The sequence below is a fragment of the Modestobacter caceresii genome (assembly GCF_000761485.1).
In the GTDB taxonomy this organism is placed as follows: Bacteria; Actinomycetota; Actinomycetes; order Mycobacteriales; family Geodermatophilaceae; genus Modestobacter; species Modestobacter caceresii.
Genome location: NZ_JPMX01000093.1, coordinates 28,253 through 44,737, shown reverse-complemented (window position 1 = coordinate 44,737; position 16,485 = coordinate 28,253). Strand labels below are relative to the sequence as shown.

The window sequence follows — 16,485 nt, the reverse complement described above, 5'->3', positions numbered from 1 at the left end:
AATGACTCCACCGCCTGGACCTCAGACCCCCGACGAATCAACGACGAGGACCACTAGCCGCCGAGGGTCCTCAGTGCCACGACTGGCGCGCTCCGAGTACTCGGAGCTGCGCTCCTTCGGTCAGACGAGTCGGAGACGTGGTCGGCTGCCCTGCTCTCCCAGCAGCTTGCGAAGGTGCGGCAGCGGCCATTTCAGCTCGTCAGCCAACTGACGCATCGAGAAGTCATGCTGCTCAGCGAGCGACAGCGCTTGGGTGAGCAGCGAGGGCAGTTCTCCCGGATAGCCAGAGACTGGCTCCGGCTGGAGGAGCCCAGCCGACACCAACTGCGCATGTCGTTGATAGTGACGGCGCGCCGTCGCCTCAGAGACAAGACCCAGCTCCTGCGTGCGCTTGATGAGCGACTTCATTGCCACACCCCAGCGACGGCCAATGTCGGCAAGGTCACCGAGTCGGACACGGTTCCCAATGTCCGCCCGAATCTCATCGCGAGGCGTCAGCAGTTCCGCGGCGAAAGCGTCAGCTTCCTTTTCTTGCTGCATGTCGCCGGGTGCGACATCTTGATGAAGGAGGAGATGTCCAAGCTCGTGCGCGGCAGCGAACCTGTGCCGGTAGACATCGTCGGCCCTGTCCGGAGTCAGTACCACGAGCGGGCGCGACAACTTGGACGTCGAAAAGGCCTCAATCCTGGCACTTTCCTCTTTAGAAACGGGTAGCCACATTGCGACTACTCCGTGGACCTCCATCGTTCGCACAAGATGCGCAAACGGCCCGGGAGGAATCTCCCAATGCCCACGGAGCGCCCGAGCCGCAGAAATCGGCTCGGTCTGGGTGGGCGGGAGGTCAACTTCCGGCAGGTCAACGTGTTTCTGGAGTGCGTGGGTCAGTTCCCACACTTGTTCCACATAGGCCACTGCGCGGGCACGCTCCCCTACGCGTGTACTGCGCAGACTCTTGAAGTGAGCCATGCTCGCATCCATGTGTTCGTGAGGACGTCCAGCGGTGAAGAAGGTGACCGGAAAGCCCAACTCTTCACTCAATCGCTGAAGCTGTTCCGCCCGCGGCCTGGTGACACCAGCCTCGAACTGCCCTACAGCTGCTGCAGAAACGCCAACTCGTTCAGCGAGCGCCGCCTTCGTCAGTCCACTGACGAGGCGGGCCTGAGTTAGTCGCGCCGGCGCAAACAAGCGCTTGACGGCATCGGCTTCAGGATCTGGTTCCGCCCCTGGTAGCAGGAGTTGGCGGGGATCATCACGCATCAGAAGCCTCCGCGGGCCTGACACGCGGCTTGAGCACCGGAGCAGACAGCGGCGCGGAATCGAACGAGGGCCGCTCGTCCGGCACCGCTTCCGGCCGTCGCCGCCCGACGGGGTCCGTAGGACCGGTCAGATCAATGAGCTCGCGGAAGCCCCAGACCAAGCGGTCGTCTGCGCCCAGGGTTGCGTCGCCCCAGTAGGCCCGGAGCAAGGCGCTCGCGTTGCTCGCATACGGGATGAGCACCACGGGTTGCTCATCCGCGACTTCGGCAAAGGCTTGGCGGAGACAGGCGACCTCCTGGAGCTCCGGACCCGCAAGGTCCTCCGGTTCGGGAAGCTCAAGGCCCAGGTCGAGCATCTCCGGGCGCCGTATCCCGTTCACGATCGCGCGCCGCGTGGGGGAAGCGGGCCGACCGAGAGGCGTGTCGTCGAGCTCCGTTGTGGCGTCGTGAGTGAAGCGCCACGGAAAGAGCACATGCCCTTCGATGGCGACAAGTTCATACGAGGCACCTTTGGGCCTGAACACGTCGGCGTTGGGCAACCCTCTTAGCTCTTCGACCAGCCCCTCATGAACGGCCTGGTAGATGCTGCCGTACACGAGCTTCTTGCGGAGCGGGGCTGCTTCCTGCGCCTCCACCATCCCCCGATGACGATCGCGCAGAACCGCCGGAACTCCGGCACAGACTTCGCGCCACGACGAACCGAAGCGAGCCTGGGCCCAGGCGATTCCCTTGATGACGGTCATTTCACCCTTCCTGCGACCCTCGGCTGGGTCGACCCTGTCGGACACCCCGTCGCGGCTGTCCGAGGTGACCTTACCGGATTGCTTTAGATTCCTGCGTCATCCGATCACTGGGCATGTCGCAGTATGGTAGCGTCACCCGCCGTGACCGACCCCACCCCCAGCGGCGCCAGCACACCCGCCGCGGTGGCCGGAGCAGGGGACGCAGAGCTCAGGGGGTTGCGCGCCGAGGCGTGGGACCGCGCGACCCACGCGACCGGTACCGGCCACATCTTCGAGACCCGCGCTCGCCAGCTTCGCCTCAAGATCGCCATCCTGACCTTCTTCGGCATCGCCGTGCCCGCAGCCGTCGGGGTCGCCGCCGCCGGATACGGCGTCCGAGCCACCTTCCTTCCAGCTGTGCTCAGCGTCGCCGCAGCGCTCGGCGGCATCCAGCTGTTGCTCTCCATCTGGGCCCTCGCCCGGAACTGGTCCGGCAACCTCGAGGGAGCCGCGCGGGCGTTCGTCGCCAACGACCAGCTGGCGCAACGCTTCCAGGTGCTGGGGAAGACTCCTCCCAACTCGGCGCGGGAGATGAAGCGCCTCCTTGAGCTGGCGATCGTCGCGGACGATGCCCAGCGGCAGCAGGACAACCTCGCCGGCCTTGCCGAGAGGGAGAAGCGCAAGGGCATGCGGTACGCGCTGCATCGCTATCAACGTCGCTGCACGAGCTGCGGCCTTGTTCCGTCCAACATGAGACCAACCAACTGCGGGGTGTGTGGTGACTTCTAGCCAGCGGCCGTCGACTTCGGCCCAACGGGTGTTCCGTGGCTTCACCGTCCTGAGCGAGACGGACCGGCAAGCCGTCATCCGCCTGATCAACGACTACCAGCGGCAGACGCTGCAGCAGCGCGAGTCGGTGCGCAAGAGCTTCGAAAACATCCCCGGCGTCGTGCTTGGACCGCTCGGTGGCGGCTGTGAGTGCTGCGGGCGCGGTTAGCCAGACCCGCCTGACCACTTGTCCGTTGGACCGTCCGGTCGACCGGGATCGTGACGAGCGGCCGGGATCGACCAGGATGGCGGGTCAGGCATGACGGCAGCGTGTCGCCAACGCCCACTGAGGCAGACGCCCGGCCCGCGGCAGCCCGCTCCCGCTCACGTTTGGCACCCAGACTTGACCCAGAAGACGGCGTCATGGGGCGGTATCCGACGGCATCGTCCGTCATTCCGCGGTATCCCTCTAAGCGGATAGGTGCAGTTCAAAGGGTCATCCGGCTTCTGAGCTGGACATGTGCCGCAAGTGCGAGTGACGCGTCTTTCACATGGCACCAGTGGCACCAAGACATCGACAAGGGGACGCTGCTGCGTGGCGCGCTGCCGTACCGACGGGCAGTACCAAGTTCGGGTGGGTTGACGTCACATTGCGCAGTCGATGCGTCTCCCTCTGCCACCATGTCCTCCTGGCGGACGTTCAGACAGGCCTCCGCTTTGATGCGCAGGCCCAGCTAACGGTTCTCCCGCCCGGGAGCCCCGAACGCGGATTTGGCTTCGCCATTTGGGACGACGCAGCGCCAGCGTTCCGGCGCTTCATTCTCTCTCACACACGTGACCGCAACCGCATCATTCCCCCACCAAGAGACGCTGGATGCGCTGCGATCATCCCGGTGCTGCTGGCGCTCGTCCCCCGGCCGGACAACAACTACGACTCCCGCGCCATCGCCGTCACGGCACCACCCAGCCACGGCGGCGACGTCTTCGAACGCCATCTCGGCTACCTCTACAGCAAGTGGCTCCACCACATGGCCCCGCTCATCACGGACCTCACCACGCACTCCCCCGTCCCGGCCGGCTGCCACGGGTACATCGAGCTGCACGAGCTCCACGAATGGGACGACCCAGAGGTGGAAGACGAGCCGTGGACGCCGACCACCGACTCCCCCCTGACTCCGGCCGAGGAGGCAGCCCTTGGCTACCGAATGGGCACCCTACGGCTCCAATGGGCCTGGAGCGACGACCTCAAGCCTGTCATCTCCGAGTACATCGACGACAAGATCAGGAAGGAGCACGCAGGTGGCCCTGCAGCCGACGCTGGACGTGGCCTCGCGGAGACGGAGGTACGGCAGGCCCACCTCGCCCGTCGCGACACGCGGCTGCGAACAGCACAGGCCGCGCAGGCCACGACGAACAACGCCCGCAGCCAGGCACGGGCCGCTCGGGATGCGGCGGCGGTCGCACAGAACGCGATCTGGGCCACCTGGCGACGGGAACCGCATGGGCGTCACGGCATCACCGCTGTCAGCAGCGGCATCTTCGGCAGCCGCCACGTCCTGCTCCTGGACGGCCAGGCAGCCGAGATCGGGCAGTGGCATGTGCCCCACGGCCCCCTGACCCTCGTCGATGAGCGTCTCCGCGCAGCAGCACTCGGAGCGCTCGAGGCGCACGGAATCTCCCGTCACTCGAGTCCGGATCTCGATGACCTGGCGGACTTCCCGAACGCCACTGTCTCGATCCGCGAGTCCAGCTGGTCGGTACGCGTCATCGAGGCCGACCACGCACCCGACCAGCTGCGGGAGATCGCCCGCTACGACCTCGCCACCGAGGTCGTCATGGTCTACGCCAGGCCTCATCGAGAGCCCGTTCAGACACTGCTGCGGCGCCACGGCGTAGATGCAGACACCGTTTGGTCAATCGACCCACCGGTCAAGTCCGATCGCCAGGACCCGACTGACCTGGAACGCGGTACCCAGCCGGTCCAACTCCGGCTACGCAACCGAGTCCGCGGCCACCTGCCCCCCGAGCACGCCGAAGTACTCGGCATCCAGTGGGGCAAGCTAGGCGCGAGTATTCACCGCTCCACGCACAAGGAGCTGCGCGCCAACACCTACTACCTGCGGGAACTCGGGACGCTGCTCGGCGTCAACGCAGCCACACTTCGACCGGCCCGCTGTCGGCTCTGCCATAACAACGCCCTGGCCTCGCCGGACGGCCTGGCCTACTGCTTCGCGTGCGTTCGCTGGGCTCAGGGCCGCTGGCTACGGGACAACGGCACCGACGGACCGTGGATCGAATCCGTGGTTTGGGCGCTACGACGCGTGGTGGAGCTCGAGTTCTCGGGCCCTCCATCCGTGGCGCAGCTCAACCGGCTGCACGTCAGCGATCCGGACATCGCCGATGCAGCAATGCTGTGCCGCTTCCTCATCCCCCGCCCCGCTCTGGCCACGCTCCGCGCGCGCAGCTACGGGACCGCGCGCAGCTGGGCCCAGTGGCTTCACCTGGCCGACCTTCTCGAGGGCGGCCTACGAACCTCCCGCGGCACTATCACCGTCGCTACGGACGGGCATCCATGCCGGTCCATGCTCGAGCGGCATGTCGACGACTTCCTGCACCACTCGGGCATCGCGCATGACATCGAGCCCGCGTATCCCCGGCACCCAGATCTCAACACGACCGGCCTTCGCGCCGACTGGCTGCTCCACGACAGCACCTACGTCGAGGCACTTGGTATGCCCGACGAGCCTGCGTACGCCGCGAAGGTCGCCCGCAAGCGCGAGCTCGCCCGTCACACCGGCATCCCGCTGCTCACCCTGACCGCTGAGGACCTCAACCGCCTGCCCGAGATCTTCGCCGCGTGGCTTCCTGCGGCGCCAGCGACTGGTGGGGCGACGACACCTGCGCCGTTCTGAGCGACTTTTCTATGGCCGGCGGGGTAGTCAGCGCGGCGCCGACAGGGTCACGCAACTGGCATTCAGGGAGCTTGGCCAAGTGGGAGTCGACGTCGTCGATGAGCCGGTCGCCCGGGACTGACTGGAAGTACGCCGGTCCCGGGCTCGTCATGTACCGGATTCCCGCGCGCCACTGGCCGGTCGGCCAGCGCACCCACTCGAACTGAGCACCGCGGTACCAGCAGCCGTCGTCGTGCAACACCCGAACAGTGCGCGGCGGGTCGTAGGTCCGCCGGTCAGGGTTCAGCTCAGACACACGTCCTTCACCGGGGGGACGCCCGGCCCTATGCCTGCCGCTGCCTGGCCGACCAGCGTTCAGTCGTACTCCGCCATGTCGGATTCGACGGTCCCCATCTCCGCCACGTACTCGGCGAAGGCTTGGTTGTCCCAGTCCGCGTCGCGGAGCTCGGGCTCGGGGCCATCCGTGACGCTGTCCAGAGGTTGGCTGAAGCTGATGACGTCCAGTAGGAAGCGCCGGTTCGCGGCCATCAGCTCCGGGTCATCGCTCCAAAGCCGAACTCCAGATGGGATTGCGCGGCCGCCGTCCAGTTGGCCGAACCGAGCCATGTGCGTAGCGGCGTGAAGTGCCACTGCTCGTAGCCCCAGTCGTCCTCCCACACCCAAGTCCGGGCGGCGAGCAGCATCTTCACGTGGACGAGCGGTCGTGACGACGGGGCACCCAACCACCCGGCCGCCCTGACGGGACCTAACACGATCGGGTCCGGCATCGGGCTTCCCGGACCGAGGACCGGGACGCGCCCGTCGGGCCCGGGCACGCTGACGTCCTCGAACCCCCCGGAGGTGCATCGACGAAAGCCCGGACCCGTCACGGTGCAGTCGCCCCAGCGGCCCCCGGACCCGTTGCTGTCGATCCACCACAATGCAGCAATCCAGCGGGAGCAAGGCGCCGACGACCTCCGGCGACGTCAGCAGGTAGACGCAGCCGATGACCGCCGGCCGCACCTCAGCCTGCAGGGCATACCCTCGGCTGCCAGCGCCGGTAGCTCGCGTAGGCCGCGGACGAGGTCGGGAACTACGCCGGAGCCGAAGCTGATTCGGGAGCGCCCCCTTCTCCCCAGCGGGAAACAGTCCGCTGGACTGGGCGAACTGCGGATAGCCACCCAGCGGCGGGTAGGAGTCCATCCCTTCAGCCTGTCACCGGGTGACGTCGACGATGTGCGGCACGTCACTTCACCACCTGCCGGATCGCCGTGAGACGCCGCAGCACGGCGTCGCCGGACCACGGGCCCATGCGCTTGACCGATGACGTCCACTCGGTCACCGCATCGGTGTACGCCTGCACACCGGCGTACTGCGCCATCTGAGTCTCGTACAGCAGGAGGCCGCTGTCGGCGAGGTAGAGCAGGCCTCGGTGGAATCGTTCGACGGTCGCGTCGTCCGCGTCGGAGCCGTACTCGTCGACCGACTCGTAGTTGGTCCGGCGCCGGAGCTCGTACAGGAAGTCCATCACCGTCGTCCGGCGCAGACGCGCCAGGATTTCAGCTCGCCCCTTCGCGGGCAGGCTCTTGTAGGGCTGCCCGTTCGGCCGCTTGTTCTTGCTCAGCCAATCCAGCCTCGCCGACTCGATCTTCCACCTGCGCGTCATCCGGAGGGCAGCGGCCAGGTACTCGGCCGGATCCCGATGCAGCTCCATCGGGTTGTAGGCGGTCATGGTGCAGATGGCCGGCGCGAGACGGCACTGGGCCACCTTCTCTGGGTCTCCGGCGAGCGTGACCGCCCACGGCCCAGCCGCACGTCGGACCCGCTGGCTCTCGAAGTCGTCGTGCACCTTCCGGTGGGTGTCGGTCGGTGACCCGGCGACCGCGCTGACCGCCCGCGCCGCACTGAACACGGCGTAGTAGGCCTGCACCGGGAGCGTCTGCGCGGCCGCGCGTCGAAGCGTCGCGTCGTCGAACTCGTCCCCGACGCGGGCCGCGAGTTCGGTGTGCCAGGCGATGCGCAGCAGCCGGGAGGCCTCCCGGCTCAACGTCCGTCGAGGACCCTTCGCCGGGCGGCTCGCGATCCGGATGGCTTCCGCGTCCACGACGGCGATTCCCGGTCCAGCGGCCTCGACGGCGTACCGGCTCATACCGCTCAGCACGTTCGCGATGGCGATGAACTTGGCCGTTCCGCCGGTCAGCGGCGCGGGAGTCTCGAACGGGATAGGGAGGACCGGCACCTCTGCAGTGTGCCGTCTGGCCGGGCGAGCAGGGGCACACCGCCGTGGGGGCGCGGAGCCCGCAGGAGGAGGACAGGCCGTTGAACTGCCCACGCCAGCTCCAGCGCGCCCGCGACGACGAGAGCAGAGGGGCGGCAGCCGACACGACGGCCGACGGGCGGCATTCGTCGGCAGGCCGCTGTGGCCTCGTTGAGTCGGCGATAGCCGGCATGGCACATTGCGTCCAACTCCCACTATCTGGATTGCTCGGCGCCGTTCCGGCGGGAGCGGGCGGTGAGACGGGGGTGCGGTGCTCGACATCAGCCAGGACGAGCGCACCGCCCTCGCGTGGTCGGCCGCTCAGGGGCGCGCGGGCGTACGAGCGGAGCCCACGGCCGCCCGCGGTCACCGGCCCCGCTGCCGACGCGATCACCGACTGGCTTCGGCGCAGGACGGCCCTGTGGATCGTCGAGGCTCGCCTCCTGGTCCCGGGACGTGGCGTCGAGGACGTGGTCGCCGTCCTCGCCGCGCGCGAGCTCTGGATCCACGCCACCGAGAGGCGCGGGATGACGCTGACCTTCGGGCTGGCGGACCTCGAGGTCGGGCGTTCGGGCGGGGAGCTGTGGCTGAGCTATGACAAGGCTGCCGGCCTGGCAGCGAGCCGATCCAGGGATTCCGGCTTCATACGGGTCGCACCCGAGCCCGTGCTCGACCACCTCGAAGAGGCGCTCAAGGACGCCTCAGCGGTCGTGGCCCAGGAACGTGAGCGGCGGGCGGGCGACAAGCTCGCCCGGGGCCGGGCCGACGCCGACGGTGGGACGTCGGTCCCGGAGCTGCCGCGAACCGGGTTCTTCCGACGGCGGGTGCGACCCGTCCCGATCGGGTCGTGGCGGGAGGCGGAGGTGGTGACCTGCCCGTGGCTGCGGGACATGGGGCACCGCGATGCCACAGTCACGCCGGCGGGGACGGACGCCGGCGTGGACATCCGCAGGCGGAAGGTGGTCGGGCAGGTGAGGCCTTCTAACCAGGGAGAAGCGCGGCGTGTGGGCGTACTACGCCCTGGTTCCCGGCGCCCTCGATACCCTGGCCGGAGTGCTTAGCGCCACCGGCGCCCCACGCGGCGTTCCCGCCGTTTCGGCCGCGCGCGCCTGACATCGGATCCTGGCGCCGAGGTCGGTGTCACTCGCCTCCAGCAGCGCGGCTTCGAAGGCGGCCGATGTAGTCCTCGCGGAGAACGGGACGACAACGGGGGCGCTTGCCTACGTTGATGTCGTCGACGTACTTGGCTAGACGTTCGGGGTTCTTCCCGGACCAGCCGTGCGCGAGGGCCCACCCCTGCATCCCCGCACCGTCCATCTCGATGCCCGCGTCGTGCAGCGCGAGCAGAGCGCTGACCACCATGTCCTTCTCGTAGCCCGCCGAGATGGTGTTGTTGTGGTTGACCGTCAAGGTGAGGCCCTTCATCGCCTCGACGACGACAGGGTCGAGCTCGGGAACCGCGCCTTCCCACGCCGAGCCGTCACCGAGCACCTGCGGCCTGACCGCGGACACCCACGGCCGGACCGCCTCGTCGTACGCCGGGATGACGCACAGCGCTCGGGTGGCGCGACCGCCGAACCGCATGAGCTTGCCGATGTCATCCATGTCCGCCCACGCCATCAGCACCGGGCCCTTGCCGCGGATGTATCCGCCGCCCCTGCCGGTGACGTGCTCGACGTTGGAGTTCCGGTGGACCAGCCGTTCCAGCTTCGGGCAGTTGCCCAGGTTGGACTTCAGGGCGGTCCACACGGTGAGCATGTCACCGTCCTCCATGTGCTGAACGCACCACTCGATGGCCGCGTCGAGGCCGTCGTCGTCGTAGCTGGCGACGGCCGTCGGGTAGTCAACGTCGCGGTCGAACATCTACGTCCCCTGCTCCTCGGCACCTGCAGCTCAACATACGTGCAGGCACCGACAGGACAGGTCCTCCGACGCGGTCGACCGGTCGGTGTGGGCGGCCGCCTCGTGGCCGACATGGGCACCCATCTCCAACTGGAACCTGAGAGGTCGACGCCCCCGCTCGTCAGTAGGTGGGAGGCGAGTCGGGCAGGGGCCACGGGACCGCGATCGTCCCTGCCAGCGCGATCCACCACTCGGCCAGGCCATCGGGCCGCTCGACGTAGCCCAGGGCCACCGACGGTCCCCGCGGCTGCTCGTGCGTGCGCATGAGCGGCATCGACAGGGCGTACTCGCTGGGGGGAATCTCCCTTCGCGACGGGGCGTCGCGGGCAGCCAGGAGCTCGCGCCGAATGACGTCGGCGCACAGTGTCTGCGGAATGGCTCGCAGGTCCAGGCAGGCGGCGAGGTACGCGTGCTTGAGTGCGGCGAGCTTGTAGAGGCGTGGGTTCGGCGGCACGAACTGCAGCGCGAACTCCGGTCCCTTGAGCATGGGTTCGGCGTCAGGGTGCATCGGGCCGTCGATGATGAGTGCGAACTTGCCGTCGGCGGTCTGGCGGTGGAGCAGCCGCGGGAGCTTGCGCGCACCGACGATCCCGTCGGCGGTCGCCGTGGTGTGCCGGAAGGCGTTGTCGCGCCAGTCGGTCAGCTCGGCCTCGACCCGTCCGAGGTCGTTGTTGCACCGGGTGCAGGTGCGGGTCATCGATCGTCCGCCCAGCGCGGCGGGCGGGAGGTGTTCCGCGCTGGTGGGTTCCGGGCTGAGGCAGATCGGGCACCGGTCGAAGTAGTGAACCTCGATTCTGCGGACGATCTGGAATCGGTGGTCGGTCGATCCAGCGTGCGGCGCGTGGACCACTTCAAGCAGCTCACCGTCATCGCCGCGCACCGCGAGCTTTCGGACCGGGATGTTCCCCCTGCGACGCCGGAGGGAGTTCCCTTCCGTGCTGTCGCTGATCGTGCCTGACCACACGTGAGCCAGTCTGGCAGTGCAAGCCGGATGAATGGTTGACGTCAGCAGGGCGATCCTCACTGTCCGACTGGCGCGCTACGGTCCGACCATGTCCACGAAGCCGCGCACACCGCGCTCCTCCCCCGCCCCGGAGGCAGCAGGTGGGACGGCGCCCACTTCACGGTGTCCAACTCTTCCCGCGTCACCCAATAGACCGACGAACGGGTCTACGAGGTCTTCGAGCCCGGAGGAATCAAGATCAGGCCGGAAGATCCTCCGGGTCGCAGCGGACCGCGAGGATCGCGACGTCGTCGTCGGTGCGACCGTCGACGATGCGGGTCAGCAAGCGGTCGCAGAGTTCCTCCAGCGGCAGGTGCCGCAGCTCCGCCAGAACCTCGGTAAGCCGGATGATGCCCTCGTCGATGCCGCTGCGGCCGTGCTCGACGATGCCGTCGGTGTAGAACACCACCGTGTCGTGGGGCTGAAGGACGACAGCGTGGTTGGTGCGCGGGCTGGCGGAGTCGGCGCCCAGGAGCCGTTCGGGGGGACTGTCCAGCACCTCCACGTCGCCGGCGGCGCGGATCAGCACCGGCGGCAGATGCCCGGCCGAGGACCAGCGCAGTTTCCGCTGTCGTTTGCGGGCCAACTTGGGTGACTGCTCCAGGCGGGCGACCTGGGCGGTGGCCAGGGTGCCGATGCGCAGGCCGGTGAGCACGCCGTCGACCCGGCGCAGCACCTGTGCGGGGCTTTCGGGCCGGTCGTAGGCGATGCCGCGGAGGATGCTGCGGAGCTGGCCCATCGCCGCGGCGGCGTCGACGCTGTGGCCGACCACGTCGCCGATGACCAGCAGCATGGCGCTGTCGGGCTGCTGGAAGGCGTCGTACCAGTCGCCGCCGACGTGCATGTTGGTGGCCGCCGGCTGGTAGCGGACTGCGAGCTGCAGCTGGTCGGGCTGCGGCGGCGCGGTGAGCAGGCTGCGCTGCAGGGTCTCGGCGACCTGCAGCTGCCGGCCGTAGAGCCGGGCGTTGTCCAGCGCCACCGAGGCGCGGCGAGCCACCTCGACGGCGGTGGCGATCTCCATCTCGGTGTGCGCCGGCCGGTCGCCGGTATTCATCAGCGCGACCGCACCGATCGTCTCGGCGCGGGCGCGCAGCGGCACGATCGTGCACGAGGTGGCGTCCAGCCGCCGCCACGCTGCGCGCACCTCCTCGGTGCCCAGGGCCGGCTCGGCGAGCGTCGGGTCGATCTCCGGCAGGTGCACCGGCTCCCCGGTGAGGAGTGCGGCCAGCAGCGGGGAGTCGTCGCCGGTGCCCCGTATCCGGCCGTCCAGGTAGGTGGCCAGGTCGGCGCGGCGAGCCGGGTCGCGGTGTGCTCGGGCCTCCTCACCGGTGGGGCGGCCGTCCTCGCCGAGTACCGCGACGACCGCCCAGTCGCACAACCGCGACACCACCAGCTCGGCCAGCTGGGCGGCGGACGCACCGCTGTCCAGGGTTCCGAACATCACCTCACTGACGTGCGCGAGGAACCGCAGCCGGTCCCGATCATCGACTTCGGCGTCGCCCACCGGGTCAACGGCAGCGGCCTCGGCACCGTCCTCGTCGGGCTGCCCGGCGGACTGGTCGGCCGCGTCCCGGAAGTACACGTGCAGCAGATCCTGGGCCACGACCGCGGTCACCGACAGCCACCGGTGCCCCGGGGCGTACCAACCGCGCCACGTCGCCCGGGTGCCGACGCTGCGAGCCTGAAACAGGAAGTTGTGCAGGCCGGTGCCGGCCGGCTCGGGCAGCGCCACCCGAAGGTTGCGGCCGGTCAGCTCCTCGGCGCGCCGATCGACCAGCGCCGCCCCGGCCGGGTTGATGTAGCAGATCGTCCAGTCGCCGCCGAAGATCACCACCCCGTCGGGCAGCCCCTCCAGGACCCCCATAAGCGGCCCGGTATCGAGCCCGGGTGCGGTGGACTCCGACACCACAACTCCCGTTCCTGCGCTGCCCCTCCGCGGCGGAGGACGCGCCAGGAGCGTACGCGAATCGCCGCCGGTCACAACGTTCGTGAAAGGGGACCCGCCGCCCACGGTGCCGGTCAAGGTTCGACGATGTCGGGTGGAACCGGCGCCACGCCACGTACAGTGCGCGGGGAAATGCCGTAGCGGGTGGCTGCCGGCACCGTCACGGGTACGCGCACAACGCCGTGCCTGACAGGGGTCATCCGCGCGTCGAGCAGCCGCTCGGTACAGCTGGAAAGAGGCACATGACCGAGGTCTTGTGGGGCCACCGGGCCCGGCCGGAGCCGGGCCCCGTGTCCACGGTGTGGCGGGAGAACCGATCAGCCCGGCGGAGCTCACGGCACTACGGGACGGGCTGCGGTCCGCGCTGACCGACGGGGCCCGCCCCTCCGGCCACTGACGACGACATCGAGCGGCTCCTGCTCGTGGTCGGCGACGACCTTCCCCGACCGCACGCGTGCGCGGCCGCGGCACCGGGTCGGCGTACGGGAAGTGGCAGACGGTCACCTTCGTGCCGTCGGTCAGCGTCACCGCGGAGGTGAGCGGTTCGATCCGGACAGCGCCGGTCAGCTCGAGGTATCGCTCGCACCAGCCGTCGGCCTTGCGGCCTTTGTAGGGGTGGAACCGATCGTGGCTGCCACCGACGAGCACCACGTCAGCGGCGACCCGGCGCAGCACCGCGAGACTGCGCTCGATCGGGCCGAGCCTGGGGTCGCCGAGCAGCCACAGCTCGTCCCCGGCCGGAACGGTGGCGTTGATGGCGTCCACAGGACCGAGGCCATGTACTCCACGTCGTCGAACGGCCGATCGCAGAACCGGATGATGTTGGCGTGCCCGAAGTGCGGGTCGGAAGTGAACCAGACGCATCAGCGGCACGGTGCCGGAAAGCTGCCCCGGCGCAGTCGCATGTCGTTTCGTCGACGACGTCGGTCGACGGAACCCGCCGTGGCGGGCTGCTCCGCTCCCCTGTCAGGCGGTCCCGCCCGCGGACGCAGTGGCGGTCGCTGGCTCCGTCGCTGACGTCTGTTCCTGCATCTTCCCCGCTTCTGCGGAGTTCACGGGCGCGCATCCGAAGTACTGGTCCATGCCGTCGTACATGGCGAGGACCGTGGTGACCGACCAGGCCCGTAGTTGGGCGCGCTCGGCGTCAACGGCGAGGTCTCCGACGGGGTGGTAGGCGGCGATCCGGCTCGCCCGCTTCTCGTCGGAGGCACTCACAGCTCAGGCGGTGGTCGACCTTCGCCTGCCATGCGCTGCGTCGGCGTGGAACCCCTTGAAGAGGCTCTTGTTCATGCCGAGGTGGCCGCCGTCGGGTAGGCCTCGACGTGGAGTTCGTTGGCCAGCACGAGGGCCCGCTCACACGCGGCAGTCGCTCGGTGACCCCCAAACCTCCAGGCCTAGGCGATGCGGACCGCCGCGACGGCGGAACTGCTGGCGAACGGCGATCTGCCACAGCGGGCCACCGGCAAGCACGGCCATCACCGGATGGTCCGCACGGGCGTCGGGATGATCGGCGATACACCGCAGGGTGGCCCGGTCGGTGCCACTGAGCCGAACTGAGCCGCGCGGATGCGTGTGCCAGTCGCCCAGGTACTGCAGTCGTCGGCCGGCCAGCTCGTACGCCTGGGCGAGTTGCTCCTCCTGCCAGGCGGCGTCCGGCGTGAACGCCGTCGCCTGATGCCTGGCGCCCGGGCCGGGGCCGATGACCTGACTGATGACCACCGCTCCCGGATGGGGAGACCAGCCCAGCAGAAGTCCGCCGGTCTCGGAGGGGAAGGCGCGCTGGGCCTCACGGAGCGCCTCCTCCAGGGCTGCCGCGGCCCACCACACCCGGCCCCGGCGGTAGCCGATCAGTGGTCGCCGCGGCACAACGGATGCACCGGCAGCGCGAGCCCGGTCCACGTCGGCGGGACCGGCGTCCCGTCAGGAGTTCTCAGCGCGAGGACGTACACGCCGTGGCCGCTGCCGGGGTACCCACCGGGCCGGCCCTGCTGCAGCGTCGCCACGGCGACCCGGACAGCATGCAAGGCCACCTCGGCGAGGTCGAAGCCCGACCCGGCGAAAGTGGGGTCGGCGCAGCCGACCGGTTGGACACCATCCTCCTCCGGCGCCGCCGACACGGGCGGGATGGACTCGTCGTTGAGGGCGTACTCCAGGCAGTACCAGCAAGCCGCCCCCGGCGCGGAGGGCAGCTGCGCAACGCGGCCACCCCAGCCGCCGTTGCTCGCCGAGACGGCGAGGTAGGGCTTGCCCCGTCGGCGTGCCAGCCACGCCAGCGCCTGCTGCACGCCCTTCTCGGCGGTGCAGTCGACCACGAGGTCGACACTGTCGATGACGTCTGTCCATGCGTCGATCTCGTTGCGGTGGTCGGGCCGGAGGGCGTTGCGCGGAGCGCCGATCGCGTACTGGATGACGTTGACTCTGACGTCGGGCGCGACGCTGAGGGCGATCTGGCTGGCGGTGAAGGCCTTGTCCCATCCCGCCATGTCGAGGCGGGCGGCGTGCCGGACCAGGTTGCCCGGTTCGAGGTGGTCGCGGTCGACCACGGTGAGCTGGCCGATCCCGGCCCGGGCGAGATGCTCGGTGACCGTGCTGCCCAGCGCTCCGACGCCGAAGACGGCGGCATGCCGGTCCTGCAGCCCGACGAGTTCGGGGACCCGGGCGGCCATGTCGGCCTGCCCGGCGTAGCCGGCGCGGATGAGATGCGTGGTGGTCTTACCGGGTGCCGGCGGGACGCCGCGCTGCCCGCGCCCGCGCTTGACTTGCTGCTGTGTCCGGCCGCCGGTCGGACGGAGCCGGACGAGGAAGACCCAGCCGTCCCCGGTGCCGCGGTGCACTCGCTCCTCCGGGAAGGTCAAGCCGAAGATTTGCAGTTCCCAGCCGTTGACCGGAGCGGGCTGCCACGCCCCGTCGAGGAGACGCGGCGCAGCCCTCCTGAGTTCGGTCAGGAATGCCTCCGGGGTGTTTCCTCGGACGGAGGCATCCAGGCGAGCCCAGCGGCCGGTGACCGGTCGCGCGAAGCGGTCCGGATTCTGCCCGGACAACGAGCAGAGGACCTTGCCGCTGTCGTCGCTGACGGTGAAGACCGCGCCGTGCAGGAGGCCAGCACCCTGCGTCGCGTCGACGCTGGTCGGGTCCAGGCGGGAGAGCCGCAGGCCGAGGGCGCCCTGGGTTCTCGTGGTAGGCAGCGTCCAGCTGCTGTCGACGAGAATCATCGAGCCTGCGTCGAAGCAGGTGTAGTAGTCGGTCCACGGTTCGGCCTGGGCTTCTTCCACGCCGGCGAGGGCCTCGACCTCCTCGGCGGAAGTGGCCGTGACCTGGCCGGCCTGCAGGGTCTTGGGCAGCTGCGTGGTCAGCAGCCAGGCCAGCGTGTCGTCGGTGTGCCACAGTGCAGTCGAGCGACCGATCAGGCAGAGGTCACCACTGAAGGGATGCACGTGGTGGGCCATCGGCGCGGCTTGGTCGCCGGTAAGGCGGACCGAGGGCCGGACGAAGGGGTACAGGTCAGGGAAGGACACCGTCATGTCGACGGCGGCGTCGCCGATCGCGGTCATGCGCAGCTGGAGGACGCCGTGCCGGCTGGCAGCGTCGTCGATGTCGTAGCGGATTCCGGCCGCCTCGAGGCACGTCAGCTCGTGCTCGAGGCGGCCGGGGAACTCCGCCTCCCAGGGCGGCGCGCTCAACCGACCGGCCGGTCCTTCGGCGGCCGCGGCGGGTTCGGCGGTCCCGGCGGCGGTCCCGGCG

15 protein-coding genes are annotated in these 16,485 nt (G+C 69.3%); 4 read left to right on the top strand and 11 right to left on the bottom strand.

The window, feature by feature from the left end:
* Positions 1-120: 120 nt before the first annotated feature.
* A complete protein-coding gene (locus IN07_RS24920) occupies positions 121-1,257 on the bottom strand; it encodes a helix-turn-helix domain-containing protein (protein WP_036339300.1) in 1,137 nt (378 codons plus the stop codon).
* Positions 1,250-1,999: a hypothetical protein gene (locus tag IN07_RS19740; protein WP_156119300.1), complete on the bottom strand. Its 750-nt coding sequence runs from the start codon at positions 1,997-1,999 to the stop codon at positions 1,250-1,252. The genes IN07_RS24920 and IN07_RS19740 overlap by 8 nt, the downstream gene beginning before the upstream one ends.
* Before the next feature lie 141 nt (positions 2,000-2,140).
* Between IN07_RS19740 and IN07_RS19735 the strand changes: the two genes are divergently transcribed.
* The 3 genes from IN07_RS19735 to IN07_RS19725 all read left to right on the top strand — a co-directional run bounded on the left by IN07_RS19735 (position 2,141) and on the right by IN07_RS19725 (position 5,658).
* Entirely contained in the window at positions 2,141-2,767 is a 627-nt protein-coding gene (locus IN07_RS19735) for a mobilome CxxCx(11)CxxC protein (RefSeq protein ID WP_036339297.1), read from the top strand.
* Positions 2,757-2,975: a hypothetical protein gene (locus tag IN07_RS19730; protein WP_197058575.1), complete on the top strand. Its 219-nt coding sequence runs from the start codon at positions 2,757-2,759 to the stop codon at positions 2,973-2,975. Before IN07_RS19735 ends, IN07_RS19730 begins: the two co-directional genes overlap by 11 nt.
* 664 nt (positions 2,976-3,639) lie before the next feature.
* Entirely contained in the window at positions 3,640-5,658 is a 2,019-nt protein-coding gene (locus tag IN07_RS19725; protein WP_052091535.1) for a hypothetical protein, read from the top strand.
* A 354-nt stretch (positions 5,659-6,012) separates the two neighbouring features.
* Here the strand turns inward: IN07_RS19725 and IN07_RS25460 are convergent, their stop codons facing one another.
* The 3 genes from IN07_RS25460 to IN07_RS19715 all read right to left on the bottom strand — a co-directional run bounded on the left by IN07_RS25460 (position 6,013) and on the right by IN07_RS19715 (position 7,876).
* Complete coding sequence (locus IN07_RS25460) at positions 6,013-6,186, bottom strand: hypothetical protein (protein ID WP_156119299.1); 174 nt, start codon at positions 6,184-6,186, stop codon at positions 6,013-6,015.
* Complete coding sequence (locus IN07_RS25455; protein ID WP_156119298.1) at positions 6,186-6,347, bottom strand: hypothetical protein; 162 nt, start codon at positions 6,345-6,347, stop codon at positions 6,186-6,188. Before IN07_RS25455 ends, IN07_RS25460 begins: the two co-directional genes overlap by 1 nt.
* Positions 6,348-6,883: 536 nt before the next feature.
* Positions 6,884-7,876: a hypothetical protein gene (locus tag IN07_RS19715; protein ID WP_036339291.1), complete on the bottom strand. Its 993-nt coding sequence runs from the start codon at positions 7,874-7,876 to the stop codon at positions 6,884-6,886.
* Between the two features lie 488 nt (positions 7,877-8,364).
* Here IN07_RS19715 and IN07_RS25450 point away from each other — a divergent pair, with 488 nt between their 5' ends.
* Positions 8,365-8,955, top strand: coding sequence for a hypothetical protein (locus tag IN07_RS25450; RefSeq protein ID WP_036339288.1), 591 nt, complete (start codon positions 8,365-8,367; stop codon positions 8,953-8,955).
* Positions 8,956-9,034: 79 nt separating this feature from the next.
* On the opposite strand, the gene IN07_RS19705 is transcribed toward IN07_RS25450, so the two are convergent.
* The 6 genes from IN07_RS19705 to IN07_RS19680 form a co-directional block, all read right to left on the bottom strand.
* A complete protein-coding gene (locus tag IN07_RS19705; protein WP_036339285.1) occupies positions 9,035-9,757 on the bottom strand; it encodes a hypothetical protein in 723 nt (240 codons plus the stop codon).
* A gap of 160 nt (positions 9,758-9,917) precedes the next feature.
* A complete protein-coding gene (locus IN07_RS19700) occupies positions 9,918-10,760 on the bottom strand; it encodes an HNH endonuclease (protein WP_197058574.1) in 843 nt (280 codons plus the stop codon).
* Between the two features lie 238 nt (positions 10,761-10,998).
* Entirely contained in the window at positions 10,999-12,663 is a 1,665-nt protein-coding gene (locus IN07_RS19695) for a PP2C family protein-serine/threonine phosphatase (RefSeq protein ID WP_197058573.1), read from the bottom strand.
* A gap of 1,047 nt (positions 12,664-13,710) precedes the next feature.
* Positions 13,711-13,959: a hypothetical protein gene (locus IN07_RS19690; RefSeq protein ID WP_036339279.1), complete on the bottom strand. Its 249-nt coding sequence runs from the start codon at positions 13,957-13,959 to the stop codon at positions 13,711-13,713.
* A 138-nt stretch (positions 13,960-14,097) separates the two neighbouring features.
* Positions 14,098-14,571 (bottom strand): Mov34/MPN/PAD-1 family protein, encoded by a 474-nt coding sequence (locus IN07_RS19685; RefSeq protein ID WP_231558483.1) that lies wholly within the window; start codon positions 14,569-14,571, stop codon positions 14,098-14,100.
* A 20-nt stretch (positions 14,572-14,591) separates the two neighbouring features.
* Positions 14,592-16,424 carry a ThiF family adenylyltransferase gene (locus IN07_RS19680; RefSeq protein ID WP_036339273.1) on the bottom strand — a complete coding sequence of 611 codons (1,833 nt, stop codon included), beginning with the start codon at positions 16,422-16,424 and terminating at the stop codon, positions 14,592-14,594.
* Between the last annotated feature and the right edge of the window lie 61 nt (positions 16,425-16,485).